This is a genomic window from Kitasatospora sp. NPDC088779 (assembly GCF_040685395.1).
Classification (GTDB): domain Bacteria; phylum Actinomycetota; class Actinomycetes; order Streptomycetales; family Streptomycetaceae; genus Kitasatospora.
Map to the genome: position 1 here is coordinate 115,600 of NZ_JBFBHW010000019.1, position 14,740 is coordinate 130,339.

At 72.8% G+C, this 14,740-nt stretch carries 11 protein-coding genes and 1 riboswitch; of the genes, 5 read left to right on the forward strand and 6 right to left on the reverse strand.

Annotated elements, in window-relative coordinates; translation table 11 throughout:
- Positions 1 to 108: 108 nt before the first annotated feature.
- Positions 109 to 1,026: a LysR family transcriptional regulator gene (locus tag AB0P03_RS20150; protein ID WP_363630082.1), complete on the reverse strand. Its 918-nt coding sequence runs from the start codon at positions 1,024 to 1,026 to the stop codon at positions 109 to 111.
- 142 nt (positions 1,027 to 1,168) lie between these two features.
- Here AB0P03_RS20150 and AB0P03_RS20155 point away from each other — a divergent pair, with 142 nt between their 5' ends.
- Together AB0P03_RS20155 and AB0P03_RS20160 are read left to right on the forward strand one after the other, a co-directional pair.
- On the forward strand, positions 1,169 to 2,974 hold the full coding sequence (locus AB0P03_RS20155; protein ID WP_363583458.1) for an acyclic terpene utilization AtuA family protein: 1,806 nt from the start codon (positions 1,169 to 1,171) through the stop codon (positions 2,972 to 2,974).
- Positions 2,961 to 4,442 carry a CoA transferase gene (locus AB0P03_RS20160; RefSeq protein ID WP_363583460.1) on the forward strand — a complete coding sequence of 494 codons (1,482 nt, stop codon included), beginning with the start codon at positions 2,961 to 2,963 and terminating at the stop codon, positions 4,440 to 4,442. Before AB0P03_RS20155 ends, AB0P03_RS20160 begins: the two co-directional genes overlap by 14 nt.
- Positions 4,443 to 4,461: 19 nt before the next feature.
- Here AB0P03_RS20160 and AB0P03_RS20165 read toward each other — a convergent pair whose 3' ends face one another.
- Both AB0P03_RS20165 and AB0P03_RS20170 read right to left on the reverse strand, forming a co-directional pair.
- Positions 4,462 to 5,244, reverse strand: coding sequence for a MerR family transcriptional regulator (locus AB0P03_RS20165; RefSeq protein ID WP_363630042.1), 783 nt, complete (start codon positions 5,242 to 5,244; stop codon positions 4,462 to 4,464).
- Positions 5,245 to 5,291: 47 nt separating this feature from the next.
- Positions 5,292 to 6,500 carry a serine hydrolase domain-containing protein gene (locus AB0P03_RS20170; protein ID WP_363630044.1) on the reverse strand — a complete coding sequence of 403 codons (1,209 nt, stop codon included), beginning with the start codon at positions 6,498 to 6,500 and terminating at the stop codon, positions 5,292 to 5,294.
- A gap of 400 nt (positions 6,501 to 6,900) precedes the next feature.
- On the opposite strand from AB0P03_RS20170, the gene AB0P03_RS20175 reads away from it, so the two are divergent.
- Positions 6,901 to 7,743, forward strand: coding sequence for an LLM class F420-dependent oxidoreductase (locus AB0P03_RS20175; protein WP_363630048.1), 843 nt, complete (start codon positions 6,901 to 6,903; stop codon positions 7,741 to 7,743).
- A 332-nt stretch (positions 7,744 to 8,075) separates the two neighbouring features.
- On the opposite strand, the gene AB0P03_RS20180 is transcribed toward AB0P03_RS20175, so the two are convergent.
- Positions 8,076 to 9,290 (reverse strand): S8 family peptidase, encoded by a 1,215-nt coding sequence (locus tag AB0P03_RS20180; RefSeq protein ID WP_363630050.1) that lies wholly within the window; start codon positions 9,288 to 9,290, stop codon positions 8,076 to 8,078.
- Between the two features lie 420 nt (positions 9,291 to 9,710).
- A complete protein-coding gene (locus tag AB0P03_RS20185) occupies positions 9,711 to 10,424 on the reverse strand; it encodes a TNT domain-containing protein (RefSeq protein ID WP_363630052.1) in 714 nt (237 codons plus the stop codon).
- Positions 10,425 to 11,125: 701 nt separating this feature from the next.
- On the opposite strand from AB0P03_RS20185, the gene AB0P03_RS20190 reads away from it, so the two are divergent.
- Positions 11,126 to 11,446, forward strand: coding sequence for a hypothetical protein (locus tag AB0P03_RS20190; protein ID WP_363630054.1), 321 nt, complete (start codon positions 11,126 to 11,128; stop codon positions 11,444 to 11,446).
- A gap of 114 nt (positions 11,447 to 11,560) precedes the next feature.
- Here AB0P03_RS20190 and AB0P03_RS20195 read toward each other — a convergent pair whose 3' ends face one another.
- Entirely contained in the window at positions 11,561 to 12,505 is a 945-nt protein-coding gene (locus AB0P03_RS20195; protein WP_363583474.1) for a nitrilase-related carbon-nitrogen hydrolase, read from the reverse strand.
- A 328-nt stretch (positions 12,506 to 12,833) separates the two neighbouring features.
- A riboswitch (cobalamin riboswitch) is annotated at positions 12,834 to 13,025 on the forward strand.
- 215 nt (positions 13,026 to 13,240) lie between these two features.
- On the opposite strand from AB0P03_RS20195, the gene AB0P03_RS20200 reads away from it, so the two are divergent.
- Positions 13,241 to 14,740 carry a CoA-acylating methylmalonate-semialdehyde dehydrogenase gene (locus AB0P03_RS20200; RefSeq protein ID WP_363630056.1) on the forward strand — a complete coding sequence of 500 codons (1,500 nt, stop codon included), beginning with the start codon at positions 13,241 to 13,243 and terminating at the stop codon, positions 14,738 to 14,740.

Consider the following 14,740-nt stretch of genomic DNA (forward strand, 5'->3'; position numbering starts at 1 on the left):
CCCGGTGCGCGTCGACCTCGGCGGGTGTCCTGCCGCACGGCGTTGCCCCCCGCTCCTCGGGGGCGGCCGTTCAGCCGTGGTGCCGACTCCCCGCCCGCTCCCGCGGCGTCACCCCGGGGAGGGATCGTGGGTGGTGGGCAGACCTTTGGCGAGGGCGGCGGCCAGTTCGGCCAGCATCTCGCCGGGGCCGGGCCGGTCCTGGTGCCAGGCCGCGACGGTGGTGAGGGTGAGATCGCCGCCTTCGATGGCGAGGGTCACGACGGGCTCGCCGGTGAAGGCCTTGCCTGTGGTGCCACCGCCCAGGGCGATGAGGGTGAAAGCCTGGCCGGCGGCGACCAGGTGGGCCAGGCCGCCGAAGTTGTCCCCTTCGAGCCTGATGCGCTTGCGGACCGCGACCCGGTTCAGGGCGTCGTCCAGTCTGCGGTAGATCTCCGGTGCGGCGTCGTAGCCGATCGAGGCGAACGGCAGGTGCGCGAGCTCTTCCAGCCGGACGGTCGTGCGGGCGTCGAAACCGGTCCCGCGTCCGACCACCACGGCCACCGGGGCCGTCTCCAGGTCGAGGGTGCGGATGCCGGGGCCGGTGACGGGACCGTGGAGGAAGCCCATGTCGATCTCGCCGGTGAGCAGGGAGCGCACCAGGGGCTCGGTGCTGGCGGGGCGCAGCCGCAGGAGGAGATCGGGGTGCCGGGCCGCGACGGTGTTCAGGAAGCTGGTCCGCAGTTCGGTGGACACATCGGGTGCGATGCCGATGACGACGGTGCGCGCAGTGGTGCCGGCTGCCGTGCGGACGAGGCCGGGGAGGGCGTCGAACCGTCGGATCGTGTCGCGGGCCGCCGGTAGCAGCGTCTCGCCGGCGGGGGTGAGTTCGACCTTGTGGTGGGTGCGGACGAACAGGGGGGTGGCGAGTTCGCGTTCCAGGTCCCTGATGCGCTGGCTCAGCGGGGAGGTCGCCATGTGCAGGCGTGCGGCGGCGCGGGTGAAGTTCAACTCCTCGGCGACGGCCACGAAGTACCGCAGATGCAGCATGTCCACCGCCACAACATACGCCCGTCTTCCACGTGACCGGTGCGGTCACGTGCGCGTGCGGGGATTGGTCGTGGCCGCCGGGGACGGTCGCCTCCTAACGTCGGACGGGAAGGGCTCACCCCATCGAGGGAAGGTGTTGACCATGAGCGGCCGACCCATTCGCATCGCCAACTTCTCCGGCTACCTGGGAGACCGGTACACCGCCATCGACGAGGCCGTGGCCGGTGACCCGGTCGACGTGCTGGTCGGTGACTACCTGGCGGAGATCACCCTCGCCGGCCTGTCGGCGCAGTACCAGGAGGATCCGGCGCGGGGCTACGTCGAGTACTTCCTCGACCAGCTGCGGCCGCACCTGGCCACGCTGGCCCGGCGGCGGGTCAAGGTGGTGACCAACGCGGGCGGTTTCCGGCCCGCGGCCTTGGCCGAGGCCGTGCGCGCGGCGGCCGCCCGGGCGGGCGTCGAGGTCTCGGTGGCCCACATCGAGGGCGACGACCTGCTGCCCCGGCTGCCCGAACTGGCGCGGGCAGGGCACCGGTTGGAGCACCTCGACACCGGCCGGCCGCTGGCGTCGTGGGGCGCGGAGCCCGTGTCTGCCAACGCCTACCTCGGCGGTTGGGGCATCGCGCGGGCGCTGGCCGAGGGCGCGGACATCGTCGTGTGCGGCCGGGTCACGGACGCGTCCCTGGCCCTGGGCCCGGCGGCGTGGTGGCACGGCTGGGACGGCACGGACTGGGACCGGCTGGCCGGTGCGGTCGTCGCCGGGCACATCATCGAATGCGGCCCGCAGGCCGTCGGCGGCAACTTCTCCGGCTTCACCCGCATCCCGGGCATGCTCACCCCCGGCTTCCCGATCGCCGAGATCGCCGAGGACGGCACCAGCGTGATCACCAAGCACCGGCGGGACGGCGGGGCCGTCACGGTCGACACCGTCACCGCCCAGCTCGTGTACGAGATCCAGGGGCCGCGCTACCTCAACCCCGACGTCACCGTCCACCTGGACGGCGTCCGGCTCCATCCGGCCGGTCCCGACCGGGTCCGGGTGTCCGGGGCGGCGGGTTCGCCTCCGTCGCCGACGACCAAGGTCGCGCTCTTCGCGCCCATCGGCCACACGGTCGTGAACACCGTCTACGTGACCGCGCCCGAGGTCGAGGAGAAGGTGGACCTGCTGCGCGCCCAGATCGGCAGGGACCTGCCCGCGGGCGTGGACGAGCTGGACATCACCAGGATCGGGACCGCGGCCACCGACCCCGAGACGCAGTGGGACGCGACGGTCGCGCTGCGGGTCATGGCCGCCGCCCGCGAGCGCGAGCCGCTGGAGCGCCTCGACCTCGCGGGCCGGCTGGGCAGCCTGTACCTGCAGAGCATCCCGGGTTTCTTCCTGGACGGCCAGGCCGTCCCGCAGACCAGCCCGAAACCCAGGATCGACTACTGGCCCGCCCTGCTGGACATCACCGCCGTGGCCCACCGGGTGGTCCTCGCCGAAGGCCGCACCCTCGACATCGCACCCCCCTCCCGGACGGCGACGGCTCGTCAGCCCGTCCACCCCGAGCCCGAGGAAGCCGTAGAGGAAGCCGTGGAGGCAACCCGGGTGCGCCGCGTGCCGCTGGGCACGGTCACCTACGCCCGCAGCGGCGACAAGGGCGGCAACAGCAACGTGGGGATCTGGGCCCACGACCCCGCCGTGTGGCCGTGGCTGCGCCGGACGCTGACCACGGCGCAGCTGCGGCTGCTGCTGCCGGAGGCGAAGGACCTCGACGTGGTCCGCCACGAGTTCGAGCACCTGCGCGCCGTGCACTTCGTCCTGCGCGGACTGCTGGGAACCGGGGGGTCGTCCAATCTGCGGGTCGACCAGGTCGGCAAGGCGGTCGGCGAATACCTGCGCGCCAAGCACGTCCTGGTTCCCGAAGCACTGCTGACCGGCGCGGAGGGGCCCGATGACGCTCACTGACCAACTCGCCGAAGCGGTCGCCGACCCGCTGACCCACGACGCCTTCGACCCGCACGCCCACCTCGCCCAGGTCCTGGCCGGGATCGGGATGAGCCCCGCCGACACCGGGGGTGCCATCGCCTTCCACGGCGCGGACCCGGTGGTGCCCAGCACCCTGCGCCTCGGGGCCGCCTCCGCCATCGCGCTGGCCGCCAAGTCCGCCGCCATCGCCAAGCTCTGGCGGCTGCGCGGCGGTCCCGGACAGGACATCGCGGTGGACCTGCGGGTCACCCCGCACCGGCTCTGCCCCTTCTACGACCGCAGGTGGGAACTGCTGAACGGCCACCCGCCCACCGCCTCGTCGAACCCCTCCCAGGCCCTGGGATTCCGCTTCTACCGTACGGCGGACGACCGCTGGGTCATGCCCCTCAACCCCTACCCCAAGATCAAGATCGCCGCCCAGCGGCTGCTCGACGTCCCGGACGACCCCGACCGCGTGGCCGCCGCCATCGCCCGCCGCGACGCGCGCGAGCTGGAGGAAGCCGCCGGGGCGGCCGGAGTGGTCCTGCCGATGCTGCGCACCACCGGTGAACTGCTCGCCGAGCGGCACTACCGCGACGTCCTCGCCGACCTTCCCCTGATCGAGATCACCAAGATCGCCGACAGCGAGCCCGAGCCGTTCCCCCACGGCGCCGACCAGCCCCTGTCCGGGATGCGCGCGCTCGGCATGGGCCACGTGATCGCCGGCGCCGGCCTCGGCCGGGCCCTCGCCCTGCACGGCGCCGACGTCCTCAACCTCTGGCGCCCGGACGAGTTCGAACACGACCTCACCTACGCCAGCGCCAACGTCGGCGTACGGTCGGCCACCGTGGACCCCTACCAGGGCGAAGGCGCCCGGCGGATCAGAGAACTGCTCGCCTCGGCCGACGTCTTCTACGCCAACCGCAGGCCGGGATACCTGGAACGGATCGGCCTCACCGCGCAGGAGGCCGCGCACCTGCGCCCCGGCATCGTCCACGCCACCGCCTCGCTCAACGGTGAACGAGGCCCCTGGGCGGAGCGCGTGGGCTTCGACCAGAGCGCCGGAAGCCTGACCGGCATGATGCTGCTGGAAGGCGGCGGCCAACGCCCCGCACTGCCGCCGATCCTCGTGGTCAACGACTACATCGTCTCCTGGCTGATGGCCGCCGGCGTCGTCGAGGCCCTGACCCGCCGGGCCACCCACGGCGGCAGCTACCGGGTCCACGTCTCGCTGACCCGCGCCGCCCTGTGGATCCTCGCCATGGGGGTGTTCGACCACGCCTATGCCCACGAGACCGCCGGACACGGAGAGCAGCACGCCTACCTGCCCCCACGGACCTTCACCGCCGACACCCCGCTGGGGCGCTACCAGGGCGTCACCGACCAGGTGGCCATGTCCCGCACCCCCGGCCGGTACCGCACCGTCCTCGTGCCCCGGGGCTCCTGCCGCCCGCAATGGGAGCGGTGACGCCGCGACCCCGGGCCGGTCAGGGGGAGTCCGGCCCGGGGATGCGGACGCCGGCGGAGCGGAGCTCGGTCTCGACCAGTGCGACCAGCCGGGCCCCGCCCGATCCCTGTTCTTCGCCGTGGTGGGCGATCAGCTGGTACCGGCGCGCGGCTTCGGCGCGGGCTTGGAGGCCGGTCACGATCTTCAGCTGGGCGGGGTTGGCGAGGAAGTGGTCGGCCGCGGCGGTCGCGAGTTCGGCGATGCGCGGGTCGTCCGGCTCCCAGGCCGCGGCTTCGGCGCCGCGCTTGAGCAAGGCGACGAACCGGCTGTCCAGCAGGGCGTGTTCGACATGGGTGAGGTAGTCGTCGAAGCCTTCCGGGACCAGGGCCCTGGCCAGCACCCAGCCCTCCCTGGTGGCCGCCGCCTCGTCCGGGGTGAAGCCGAGGCCGGCCATCCGCTCCAGCAGTGCCACGGCGCGGTCGGGCAGCAGCGCCCGGTCGCCGTCGGCGAGCCGGTGCAGCATGTCGCGCCGAGCAGTCAACTCCTCGATCCGTTCGGTGAGTTGACGTTCGACGCCGGCGAGCTTGGCGGTGAACAGCGTGGCGTCGGCATCGAGCAGGGGCCCGGTCTCGGCCAGCGGCACCCCGGCGGCGGCCAGCGTCCGGACCTGCACCAGCCGCAACAGGTCGGCCGATCCGTACCGCCGGTATCCGGAGCTGTCGCGTTCCGGCTCCTCGGCCAGGCCGAGCCTGTGGTAGTGCCGCACCGTCTTCACCGTGACGCCGACGAACGCCGCCGCCTGCCCGATCGTGACTCCGTTCATCCGCCAATCCTGCCTCGGGTTCGAACTCGGTGGCTACGCGCAGCACATCAGTCCGTCGGCCGGGCCGGATCGGCCTGGCCGCCGCGGAACACCTCGCCGACGAGCCTGTGCATCGCCTGCTGGAACGCCCCGCCGACGGACAGGCCGGCGTCGTCCACGCAGTTCAGCGCGGCGGTCAGGGTCCTGCTGCCGTCGGGCGTGCCGTACATCAGCGCCGCGTGGCCCACGGCGGCGCCGTTGTGGGAGATGACGGTGGCGCCGTCGTCCGTCGTCACCACGAACACGCCCAGGCCGTAGTCCATGTTCGGGATGCCCGTCGGGTGCGGGGTACACATCTCGGCCAGCAGCGGGGCCGGCAGGAGCCTGCCGCCCAGGAGCGCGGAGATGAACGTGTGGAGGTCCCGGGTGGTGGAGATCATGTCGCCGCCGCTGGAGATCCAGGAAGGGTTCTGGCGGGTGATGTCGACCATCCTCTGCCCGCCGGCGTCCTCGTACCGGTAGTAGGCGTGGGCGTGCGGCTCGGGGATCTCCGGCGAGGCGCCCGGCACCACGGTGCCCGACAGTCCGAGCGGCCCCAGGATCAGCCGCCGCATCTCCTCGGCGACCGGGCGGCCGGTGACCTTCTCGATCAGCAGCCGGGCCAGCACGTAGTTGGTGTTGGAGTAGCTCCAGCCCGCCCCCGGCTCGAACCGGGCCGGCCTGGACAGCGCCAGCCGTACCAGCTCCTGCGGCCGGTAGGTCTTGAACCGGTTGTCCATCCACTCCCTGCCCGTGGTGCCGTAGGGGATGGGGACGCCCGGCGCGACCGTCCCGTCGGCGTAGACCTCGCCGGTGTGGTTGAACACCCCGCTGGTGTGCTGCAACAGCATCCGCACCGTGATCCGCCCGTCCAGCCCGAACTCGGGCAGGTAGTGCGCCGCGGGGGTGTCCAGCCCGATCTTGCCCTCGGCCACCAGTTGCAGCACCAGGGTCGCGGTGAAGGTCTTGGTGCTGCTGCCGATCCGGACCCGCCCGTCCGTCGGCGGCTTCGCGGCCCCGCCCAGTTCGGCCGCCCCGGCGCTGCCGACCCACGCGCCCCGTTCGTCGTGCACGCGCAGCGACACCCCGGTGAAACCGGAGTCGACGATCTCCTCGATCGCCTTCCGCAGTTCCGGGCGGTCCTGCCCGGCGGCGTCGGGGGCGACGGTCCGCAGGGTGCTCTCGTCCTGGCCGGAAAGGCCGGAAGGGCCGGAAGGGCCGGAAAGGGGGAGTGGCATGGTGGTGTGCTCCTTCACATCGGTGACGCCCGGGTCGGCGTCGTGCCGTTGCGAGGAGCTTGAGCCCTGACCCAAGGTCAACCTCAACGGTGATCTCGCTCACAGGCGAGCGGGGGCAAGCCCCGGCGGGCAGGCGCCCTCGCCGCTCGGCAGCCTCCACGCCACCCGCCACCGGGAGGCCGCCACGGACCAGTGGCAGCCCGGCAGTCCTCGATGAGAGAAGTGGCGAGAACCGCGGGTTTCCGCGCGGTGCCCGCCGCCACCGGGGCGGACCGCCGCGCGTCGCCCGTGACGGCGGCCTCCGCTTCGGGTATGACGGGTCCACGGCCGTGAGACGCGCACGCCACCGGTGCGACGTTCCCGGCCGCACACATGCCGGTGTCGAACGAGGCGGGCAGTCATGGAACTCGGAGTGTTCGGAATCAGCGCCAAGGCCACGCACCGGCCGCAGGCGACGGCGCGCCTGGCCGCCCTGGCCGAGGAACTCGGCTACCGGTCGTGGTGGGTGGGCGACCACGTGGCGCTGCCCGACCCGCGCACCCCCGACTCGCCCATGGACGCGGACGAGCCGATCCTCGACCCGCTCGTCCACCTCGCCTATGTCGCCGCCCTCACGGAACGGATCGAACTCGGCACCGGGATCATCATCCTGCCCCAACGCCACCCCGTGGTCCTCGCCAAACAACTCGCCAGCCTCGACGTGCTCAGCGGCGGCCGGCTGTGGGTCGGCGTCGGAGCCGGCTACCTGGAACCGGAACTCGCCGCAGTGGGCGTGCCGTTGGCCGAGCGCGGCGCGCGCACCGACGAGTACCTCGACGCCATGACGGCCCTGTGGACCCAGCCCGCACCCTCCTTCCACGGCAGGTACGTCGCCTTCGACCACCTCGACGCCCACCCCCGCCCCGTACAGACCGGCGGCCCGCGCATCCTCATCGGCGGACACAGCCCCGCCGCCTACCGCAGGGCCGTCGCCCGCGGCCACGGCTGGTTCGGCGCCGGCGACAGCCCCGACCAGCTCGCCGCCAACCTCGCCGGGCTGCGCAAGGCGGCCGACGAGGTCGAACGCCCCGCCCGGCTGGGCCCCCTCGAACTCAACTACACCGCCATGACGCCCGTCGACACCGAGGCCTACCACCGCTACGCAGCACTCGGCCTCACCCGCCTCGTCGTCTACCCCCTGCCCCTCGACGACGTCCAGGACGTCGCCGACTTCCTCCGCCGACACGCCCGCCTCCCCCACTGAACGAGCCGAGGGCCGGCCGCCATCAGTCAAGTTCCAGCCCCATCCGTGAAGCGCCCCGACTGCATTGCGTTCATGGCCACCTGCACGAGCGCAATCCAGCGCAAGCGGATCTGGCCCGATCGTGTCGTATGGGCGAGCGGTGGTCTCACGTGGACGCGGGCCGCGCACCGGGCAACCACCCGGGCCCGGGCCGGGGGTCCGGTCAACGACGGGCCCGCCCTCCGGACGCGCACCATCGAGTCATCGCCGCGGCCCGGGGAGAACGCGGGGTTCGGGCCTGGTCCGGCGGGAACGGCCGGACCGGGCCCGAAGTGCCGTGGTGGCGGGCGGTGTTACAGGCCGTCGGTGAAGAGGAGGAGGTTGGGGGTGTCCTGGTGGACGTTGCTCAGGACGTTCCGGGTGGCGGCGCGTTGGAGGAAAGCGGCGGTCTCGGCGGGGTCGGCGTCGGGGTGTTCGGCGGTGTAGAGGGCGGCGGCGCCGGTGACGTGGGGCGCGGCCATGGAGGTGCCGCTGAGGGTGGCGCTGCCGCCGCCGAGTTTGGCGGATTCGATGGCCTGGCCGGGGGCGTGGAGGGTGACGCAGGGGCCCCAGTTGGAGAAGGTGCTCTCCTGGTCCTGCCGGTTGGTGGCGGCGACGGTGACGACCCGGTCCGCGGAGGCGGGGGAGGCGGGGGAGGCGGTGCAGGCGTCGGCGGCGTCGTTGCCGGCGGAGACGACGGGCAGGACGCCCTTGTCGGAGAGTGCGGTGGTGGCGTCGTTGAGGGCCTGGGAGCGTTCCTCGCCGGCGGAGGCGTTGAGGACGGCGGGGTACTGGGCGTGGTGGGCGACCCAGTCGAGGCCGGCGATCATCTGGGCCTTGTCGCCGTTGCCGGTGCAGTCGACGATGCGTACGGAGACGAGGCGGGCCTGCGGGGCGACGCCGTAGGTGCGGCCGGCGACGGTGCCGGCGACGTGGGTGCCGTGGCCGTGGCAGTCGCGGCCGTTCTGGCCGTCGCCGACGGCGTCGAAGCCGGGTACGGCGCGGCCGTCGAATTCCGGGTGGGTGAAGTCGATGCCGGTGTCGAGGATGTAGGCGGTCGTTCCGGCGCCGTGGCCGTGGGTGGTGAACTGGCCGTCCAGGGGCAGGTTCCGCTGGTCGATGCGGTCCAGGCCCCAGGTGGCGGCCGGTGCCCGGGTGGCGCTCGCACCGTCGTGGGGGGCCGGGACGCGGAGGGTGGTGTTCTCCTCGACGGCTTCGACGGCGGGGCTGGTTCGTACGGCGCGCAGCAGGAGGGGGTCGAGGGTGGCGGCGAAGCCGTTCAGCGTGTCGGTGTAGGTGAACCTGGGGGTGATGCCGAGTGTGCGCAGGACCTGGCCGGGGTCGCGGCCGTGTTTGAGGGTGACGATGTATTGCCCGGGCACGGCACTGGCGGAGTGCGCCACGGCCACGGCGGCGGTGGTGGCGGTGGTGATGGGTGGCTGGGCGGCATACGCGGCGGGCGCAAGGGCCGTGACGGGTGTGAGGGTCAGCAGCAGGGCCGCCGATGCCCGGCGGAGGGACAGGGGCACGGATCGGGCTCCGATCAGTCGGGTCAGTCGGGTTGCCTGCGGGCCCGGCGGACGCAGGGCACCCGGATCATCCCCGGTGTGGCGGTCGCATCCGCGCCGCCCTGCCGGGCGCGGGGAGCGGACAACCCGTACGGGGGTGGGTGCCGGGAGGCCGAGGCGTGGGAACCAGCCCTGCCGGCCGTCCGGTGGCCGGAGCGCGGTGCGACCCATACCGACCTCGCCCAGGCCCTGTCGCCTCGCCGGTCCGCCGCGCTGGCGACTTGACGAGGAGTAACCGGTTCTCGTTGCCCGCTCCGCATTGAAGTCGCAGGTCACAGGCCCGTGCCGACTGCCGCGGCAGCCCCGCCGAGCGCGTAGCAGGGCGGGGCGGGCCGGTTGCCGGTTGCCGGGCGCGCGCAGTCAGGTCCGGCCGGGTGGGGGTCAGGCGTCGTTCTGGCTCGACAGGCAGAAGGTCTTGTCGGCGGCGTGTTCGGTCAGGTACCCGGCGGTGATGAGGGCGGCGACGTCGTACGTGCCCGGGATGTCGCCCGGCTTCAGGGCCGGGTCGAGCCACTGCTGGAGTCCGTTGCCCGGCTGGGAGAACGCGCCCGCGATGTGCCCCTGCTGGACGTTGAACGGCCTCTGCACCTCGAAGCAGTGGTAGTTGTCCTCGCCCCCGTTGAGGGAGTCCGGCGGAAGGGCGCGCTGGGAGAACAGCGTGCCGCCGGGGGCGAGGAACGAGCCGTAGGCGCTGTTCCCGAAGCGGTCCAGCTTCTGGTGCTCCGTCATGCTCTGTACGGCCATGTCGAGGGTGCCGTTGTTGTCGGTGAAGCCGTTGTGGTCCGGGTACTTCCACCCCCTCCAGTCCCGGTACCAGTCCAGGAAGCGCACCGGCGTCACTCCGCCCAGCCGGTCGTAGCCCGCCAGCAGCTTGGTCAGCACGGAGTCCGTCGGCAGGGTGACCGGGCCGAGTTCCTTCCGGGTGCAGAGGTAGTTCTCGGCGCCGGTATCGCGGACCTTGGGGACGCCCTCGCACTCCGTGATCGGCACCGCCCGGGAGGCGGGGGACTGCGCGGCGGCGGTGCCGGTGGCGGCCAGCCCCGTCAGGGGTAGGGCGATCGCCAGCGAGAGGGCGGCGAGAGTGGGGGTGCGCATGGGCGGGCGGCTCCGTTCGGGGTGCGGGGCGTGGAGGGGTGGGACTGGGCGGGTTGCGGCCGTCGGCTCGTACGGCGGACCGTGTGGCCGCCGGACCCGCGCACAGTTACGCACGGCGATTTGCCTTCGTGCGCGCACAAGATGTCCGACGCCGCTGGTGCCCACCCGTTCGGCCGATGCCGCTGACGGATGCTCGGCTCGCGGGAGCCGGACCCGTCCCGTCCGCTCCCTCGCCCTCATCCAGCCCTCCGCCTTCACCGGGGTAGCGCTTGTCAGACGACCGCACGCGCCTTGGTGTCGGCTGTCACGCTTCGGCACATGCGGAGCCTTTCCGGTGGTGCCGTAGCATCCGGATGGCAAAAACGCACACCTGTCAGCGGGGGAGAGTACTGCACTTGTTCAAGAGATCGACGGCCGTGCCGGCCGGGGCGGGCGCACGGGCGGCCTGCGCGGCCGTGCTGATGGTGTCGGGTGCCCTGGTGCTCGGCTCATGCTCGTCCGTGGGGTCGCCGGGCGGAGGGCGGGAAACGCCGGGCGGAGGACGGGAAACGCCGAGCGAGCCCACACGTGTCGAGTCCCGGGAGGAGGCGCTGGCCCGGACGGATCGGGTCCAGGGCCACGTGCGCGAGCTGACGGGCCTCGAGCGGGATCCGTGGAGCAAGCTCATCGGCTACTACAGGTGCCCGGGGCGGGGATTGGGTGTGGCCGACGAGGGCGAGGCCTACCAGCTCAGCTCGGGGATCCTGCTCAAGGCCACGGACGACCAGCGCCCCGAGGTGCTGCGGGCGCTGCGGGAGAAGCTGGCGGGCGAGGGCTTCAAGATCACCTCGTCGGCGTCCGGTGCGGACGCTCAGTCCACCCCGCCCACCTGGGAGTTCGATGCCGTCCACGAGTCCGACGGCTACACCGTTTCGGCGGGCGCGTCGAAGCCCGGCCAGGGTGTGAGTGTGATGGTCGTCCTGCCCTGCCAGGCCCCGCCGTCCGCCGGTGCGGCTTCGCCCGCTCCGACGGCCACCACCTGAGGTCGGCGCGTCGGTCACGTCAACTACGCTACTGGAAAAGGTAGTTGGCGTCAGTCCCGGCACGTCGACTCGTGGCGGCGGGACGCCCCGGCGTGGGTGCGCCGGGGCGTCCGGTCAGGCGTCGGTGCGGCTCGTCGCGGTCAGCGGGGCGTACAGCTCGGGGCGGCGGGTGCGCAGGAGGCCGAACTCCCGCCAGTCCCGGCACTGGTCGAGGTCGAGGTCGGCGACGAGGACGGCGGGCCGGTCGCGCGGGGCGCGGAGCAGGATCCGGCCGTACGGGTCGGAGATGAACGACGAGCCGTAGAAGGTGGACCGGCCCTCCGTCCCGATCCGGTTGGGCACGATCATGAACAGCGCGTTGGCGAGGCCGTTGGCGCTGATGGCGTGCTCCCACATGGGCCGGGTGTCGAAGTCCGGGAGGTCCACCTCGGAGCCGATGGCGGTGGGGTGGACGAGGACTTCGGCGCCGCCGAGCGCGTAGGCGCGGGCGAGTTCGGGGAACCACTCGTCCCAGCAGGTGGGGAAGCCGAAGGCGGCGCCCTGGTGGGCCAGGACGGGGAACCCGCTGTCGCCGGGGCGGAAGCACAGGTCCTCGCGGTAGCCGGGGAAGGCCGGGATGTGGTTCTTCCGGGTTCTGGCGACGAGGGTGCCGTCGCGGTCCACGCAGACGGCCGTGTTGTAGCCGAGGCCGCCGTCCTCGGCGCGCTCGTACAGGGAGGCGTGGACGCTGATGCCGAGTTCGGCGGCGAGTTCGGCGGCGAGGCGGGTGGTGGGCCCCGTCTCGACGTCCTCCAGGTGGCGGGCGGCGCCCTCCCCCATCGGGTCGTCGGTGTTGCAGAAGTAGGGACTGCGGGTCAGCTCGGGCAGGCACACCATCGTCGCGCCCTGCGCGGCGGCGAGTGCCACGCCCTCGCGCAGCCGGGCGTCGTGCTCGGCCGGGTCGGTGTGCCAGCGCATCTGCACGAGCCCGACGCGCAGCGGCGCGCGTTCGGCCGGCCTGGTGCGGCCGGGGGAGCCGAGCGGGGAGCCGAAGGAGGTGAGGACGGCGTACGAGGTCACGGGCGGACCGTCCTCGTCTGCCGGCGGGACGTCCGGCAGGTGCGGGAGGCGGGGCCTCCGGCGGCCGTGCGGCCGGTGGTGGTGGACGTGGTCATGGGTGTTCCTTCTGTTCTCTGGTGCCGACGCGGCCCTGCGGTATAACTGAAAGTTCAGTCAGCTTTGCTGGCGTGGTGAAGAATCTAGCCATGCCGGAACGTTCCGGCAAGGGGGTGGCCTGCGAATGGTGGGCGGTTACGCGGTTACGCGGCTGCGCGGTGACCGGCGTCGGGCAGGGCTCGGCGCGGCGGAAACCCGATGGCGCAACGCGCGTGCGGGCCTCTGGACTTACTAGGACGTCCAACTATATGGTCGACGGCAGGTCCGCGGTGTCAGGGAAGCCGGTGTGAGTCCGGCACGGTCCCGCCACTGTGACCGGGGAGTTCGTCCTCGCAGACGAAGGCCACTGGCAGCCAGCCGGGAAGGCCTGGGGGCGTGCGGTGATCCGGGAGTCAGGATACCGGCCGCGGGTGTTCCGTGTTTTCCACGAGGATGGAGACGACACGCATGACTCCGGGCTGCTCCCGCTCCACTGCCGCTCCTGGTCGTCCCGTGCCGACGGCCGCCGGGGCCCCGACGCCCTGACGTTCCGTTCCGCCGCCGCACGCCCGTGCCGCGGGGCGCACCACCGTGTGCCCGCCGACCCGCGGCGGCCTCCGATCCTCCTCCTCTCCCCACCCTGTCGAGAGAAGGAACCCGATGGTCCGAGAACTGACCCACTTCGTCGCCGGCAAGCCCACCGCCGGCACCTCCGGTCGCTTCGGCGACGTGTACGACCCCAACACCGGCCGGGTGCAGGCCCGGGTGCCGCTGGCCAGCCGGGCCGAGGTCGAGGCGGTGATCGCCGACGCCGCGCAGGCTCAGCCCGGGTGGGCCGCGTGGAACCCGCAGCGGCGGGCCCGCGTCCTGCTGCGCTTCCTCCAACTCGTCGAGCAGGAGAAGGACGAGCTGGCCCGGCTGCTGTCCGCCGAGCACGGCAAGACCGTGGCCGATGCCCACGGGGACATCCAGCGCGGCCTGGAGGTCGTGGAGTTCGCCGCCGGCATCCCGCACCTGCTGAAGGGCGAGTTCAGCGACAACGCGGGCACCGGCATCGACGTGTACTCGATGCGCCAGCCGCTCGGCGTGGTCGCGGGCATCACGCCGTTCAACTTCCCGGTGATGATCCCGCTCTGGAAGGCCGCACCCGCCCTCGCCTGCGGCAACGCCTTCGTCCTCAAGCCCTCGGAACGCGACCCCTCGGTGCCGCTGCGCCTCGCCGAACTGCTCCTGGAGGCCGGGCTGCCGCCGGGCGTGCTGAACGTGGTCAACGGCGGCAAGGAGGCCGTGGACACCCTGCTGGAGGACCCGCGGGTGCAGGCGGTCGGGTTCGTCGGCTCCACGCCGATCGCCCAGTACGTCTACGCCACCGCCGCCGCGCACGGGAAGCGGGCGCAGTGCTTCGGCGGTGCCAAGAACCACCTGGTCGTGATGCCGGACGCCGACCTCGACCAGGCCGCGGACGCGCTGATCGGCGCCGGCTACGGCTCGGCCGGCGAGCGCTGCATGGCGATCTCGGTGGCCGTCCCGGTGGGGGAGGAGACCGCCGACGCCCTGGTGGCCAAACTGGTCGAGCGGATCGCCGCGTTGAAGGTCGGGCGCTCGGACGACCCGGCGGCGGACTTCGGCCCGCTGGTCGGCGCCGACGCGCTGGAGCGGGTCCGCGGCTACCTGGACCTCGGGGTCGAGGAGGGCGCCGAACTCGTGGTCGACGGGCGGGACTTCCGGCTGGAGGGGCACGAGGGCGGCTACTTCCTCGGCGCCTCGCTGTTCGACCGCGTGACTCCCGACATGCGGATCTACCGGGAGGAGATCTTCGGCCCCGTCCTGACCGTGCTCCGCGCCGCCGACTACGAGGAGGCGCTGCGCCTGCCCAGCGAGCACGAGTTCGGCAACGGCGTGGCCGTCTACACCCGGGACGGCGACACGGCGCGGGACTTCGCGCGCCGGGTGAACACCGGCATGGTCGGCGTCAACGTGCCGATCCCCGTGCCGGTCGCGTACCACACCTTCGGCGGCTGGAAGCGCTCCGGGTTCGGCGACCTCAACCAGCACGGGCCGGACTCGATCCGCTTCTACACCCGCACCCGCACCGTCACCTCGCGCTGGCCCTCCGGGGTCAAGGAGGGCGCGAGCTTCACCATCCCGACGATGGGCTGA

Excerpts from the sequence above, each read along its gene's own strand:
- AB0P03_RS20165 (WP_363630042.1), bottom strand. The coding sequence starts at position 5,244 with ATGAACGGAGTCACGATCGGGCAGGCGGCGGCGTTCGTCGGCGTCACG.
- AB0P03_RS20175 (WP_363630048.1), top strand. The coding sequence starts at position 6,901 with ATGGAACTCGGAGTGTTCGGAATCAGCGCCAAGGCCACGCACCGGCCG.
- AB0P03_RS20155 (WP_363583458.1), top strand. The coding sequence starts at position 1,169 with ATGAGCGGCCGACCCATTCGCATCGCCAACTTCTCCGGCTACCTGGGA.
- AB0P03_RS20185 (WP_363630052.1), bottom strand. The coding sequence starts at position 10,424 with ATGCGCACCCCCACTCTCGCCGCCCTCTCGCTGGCGATCGCCCTACCC.
- AB0P03_RS20150 (WP_363630082.1), bottom strand. The coding sequence starts at position 1,026 with ATGCTGCATCTGCGGTACTTCGTGGCCGTCGCCGAGGAGTTGAACTTC.
- AB0P03_RS20170 (WP_363630044.1), bottom strand. The coding sequence starts at position 6,500 with ATGCCACTCCCCCTTTCCGGCCCTTCCGGCCCTTCCGGCCTTTCCGGC.
- AB0P03_RS20160 (WP_363583460.1), top strand. The coding sequence starts at position 2,961 with ATGACGCTCACTGACCAACTCGCCGAAGCGGTCGCCGACCCGCTGACC.
- AB0P03_RS20200 (WP_363630056.1), top strand. The coding sequence starts at position 13,241 with ATGGTCCGAGAACTGACCCACTTCGTCGCCGGCAAGCCCACCGCCGGC.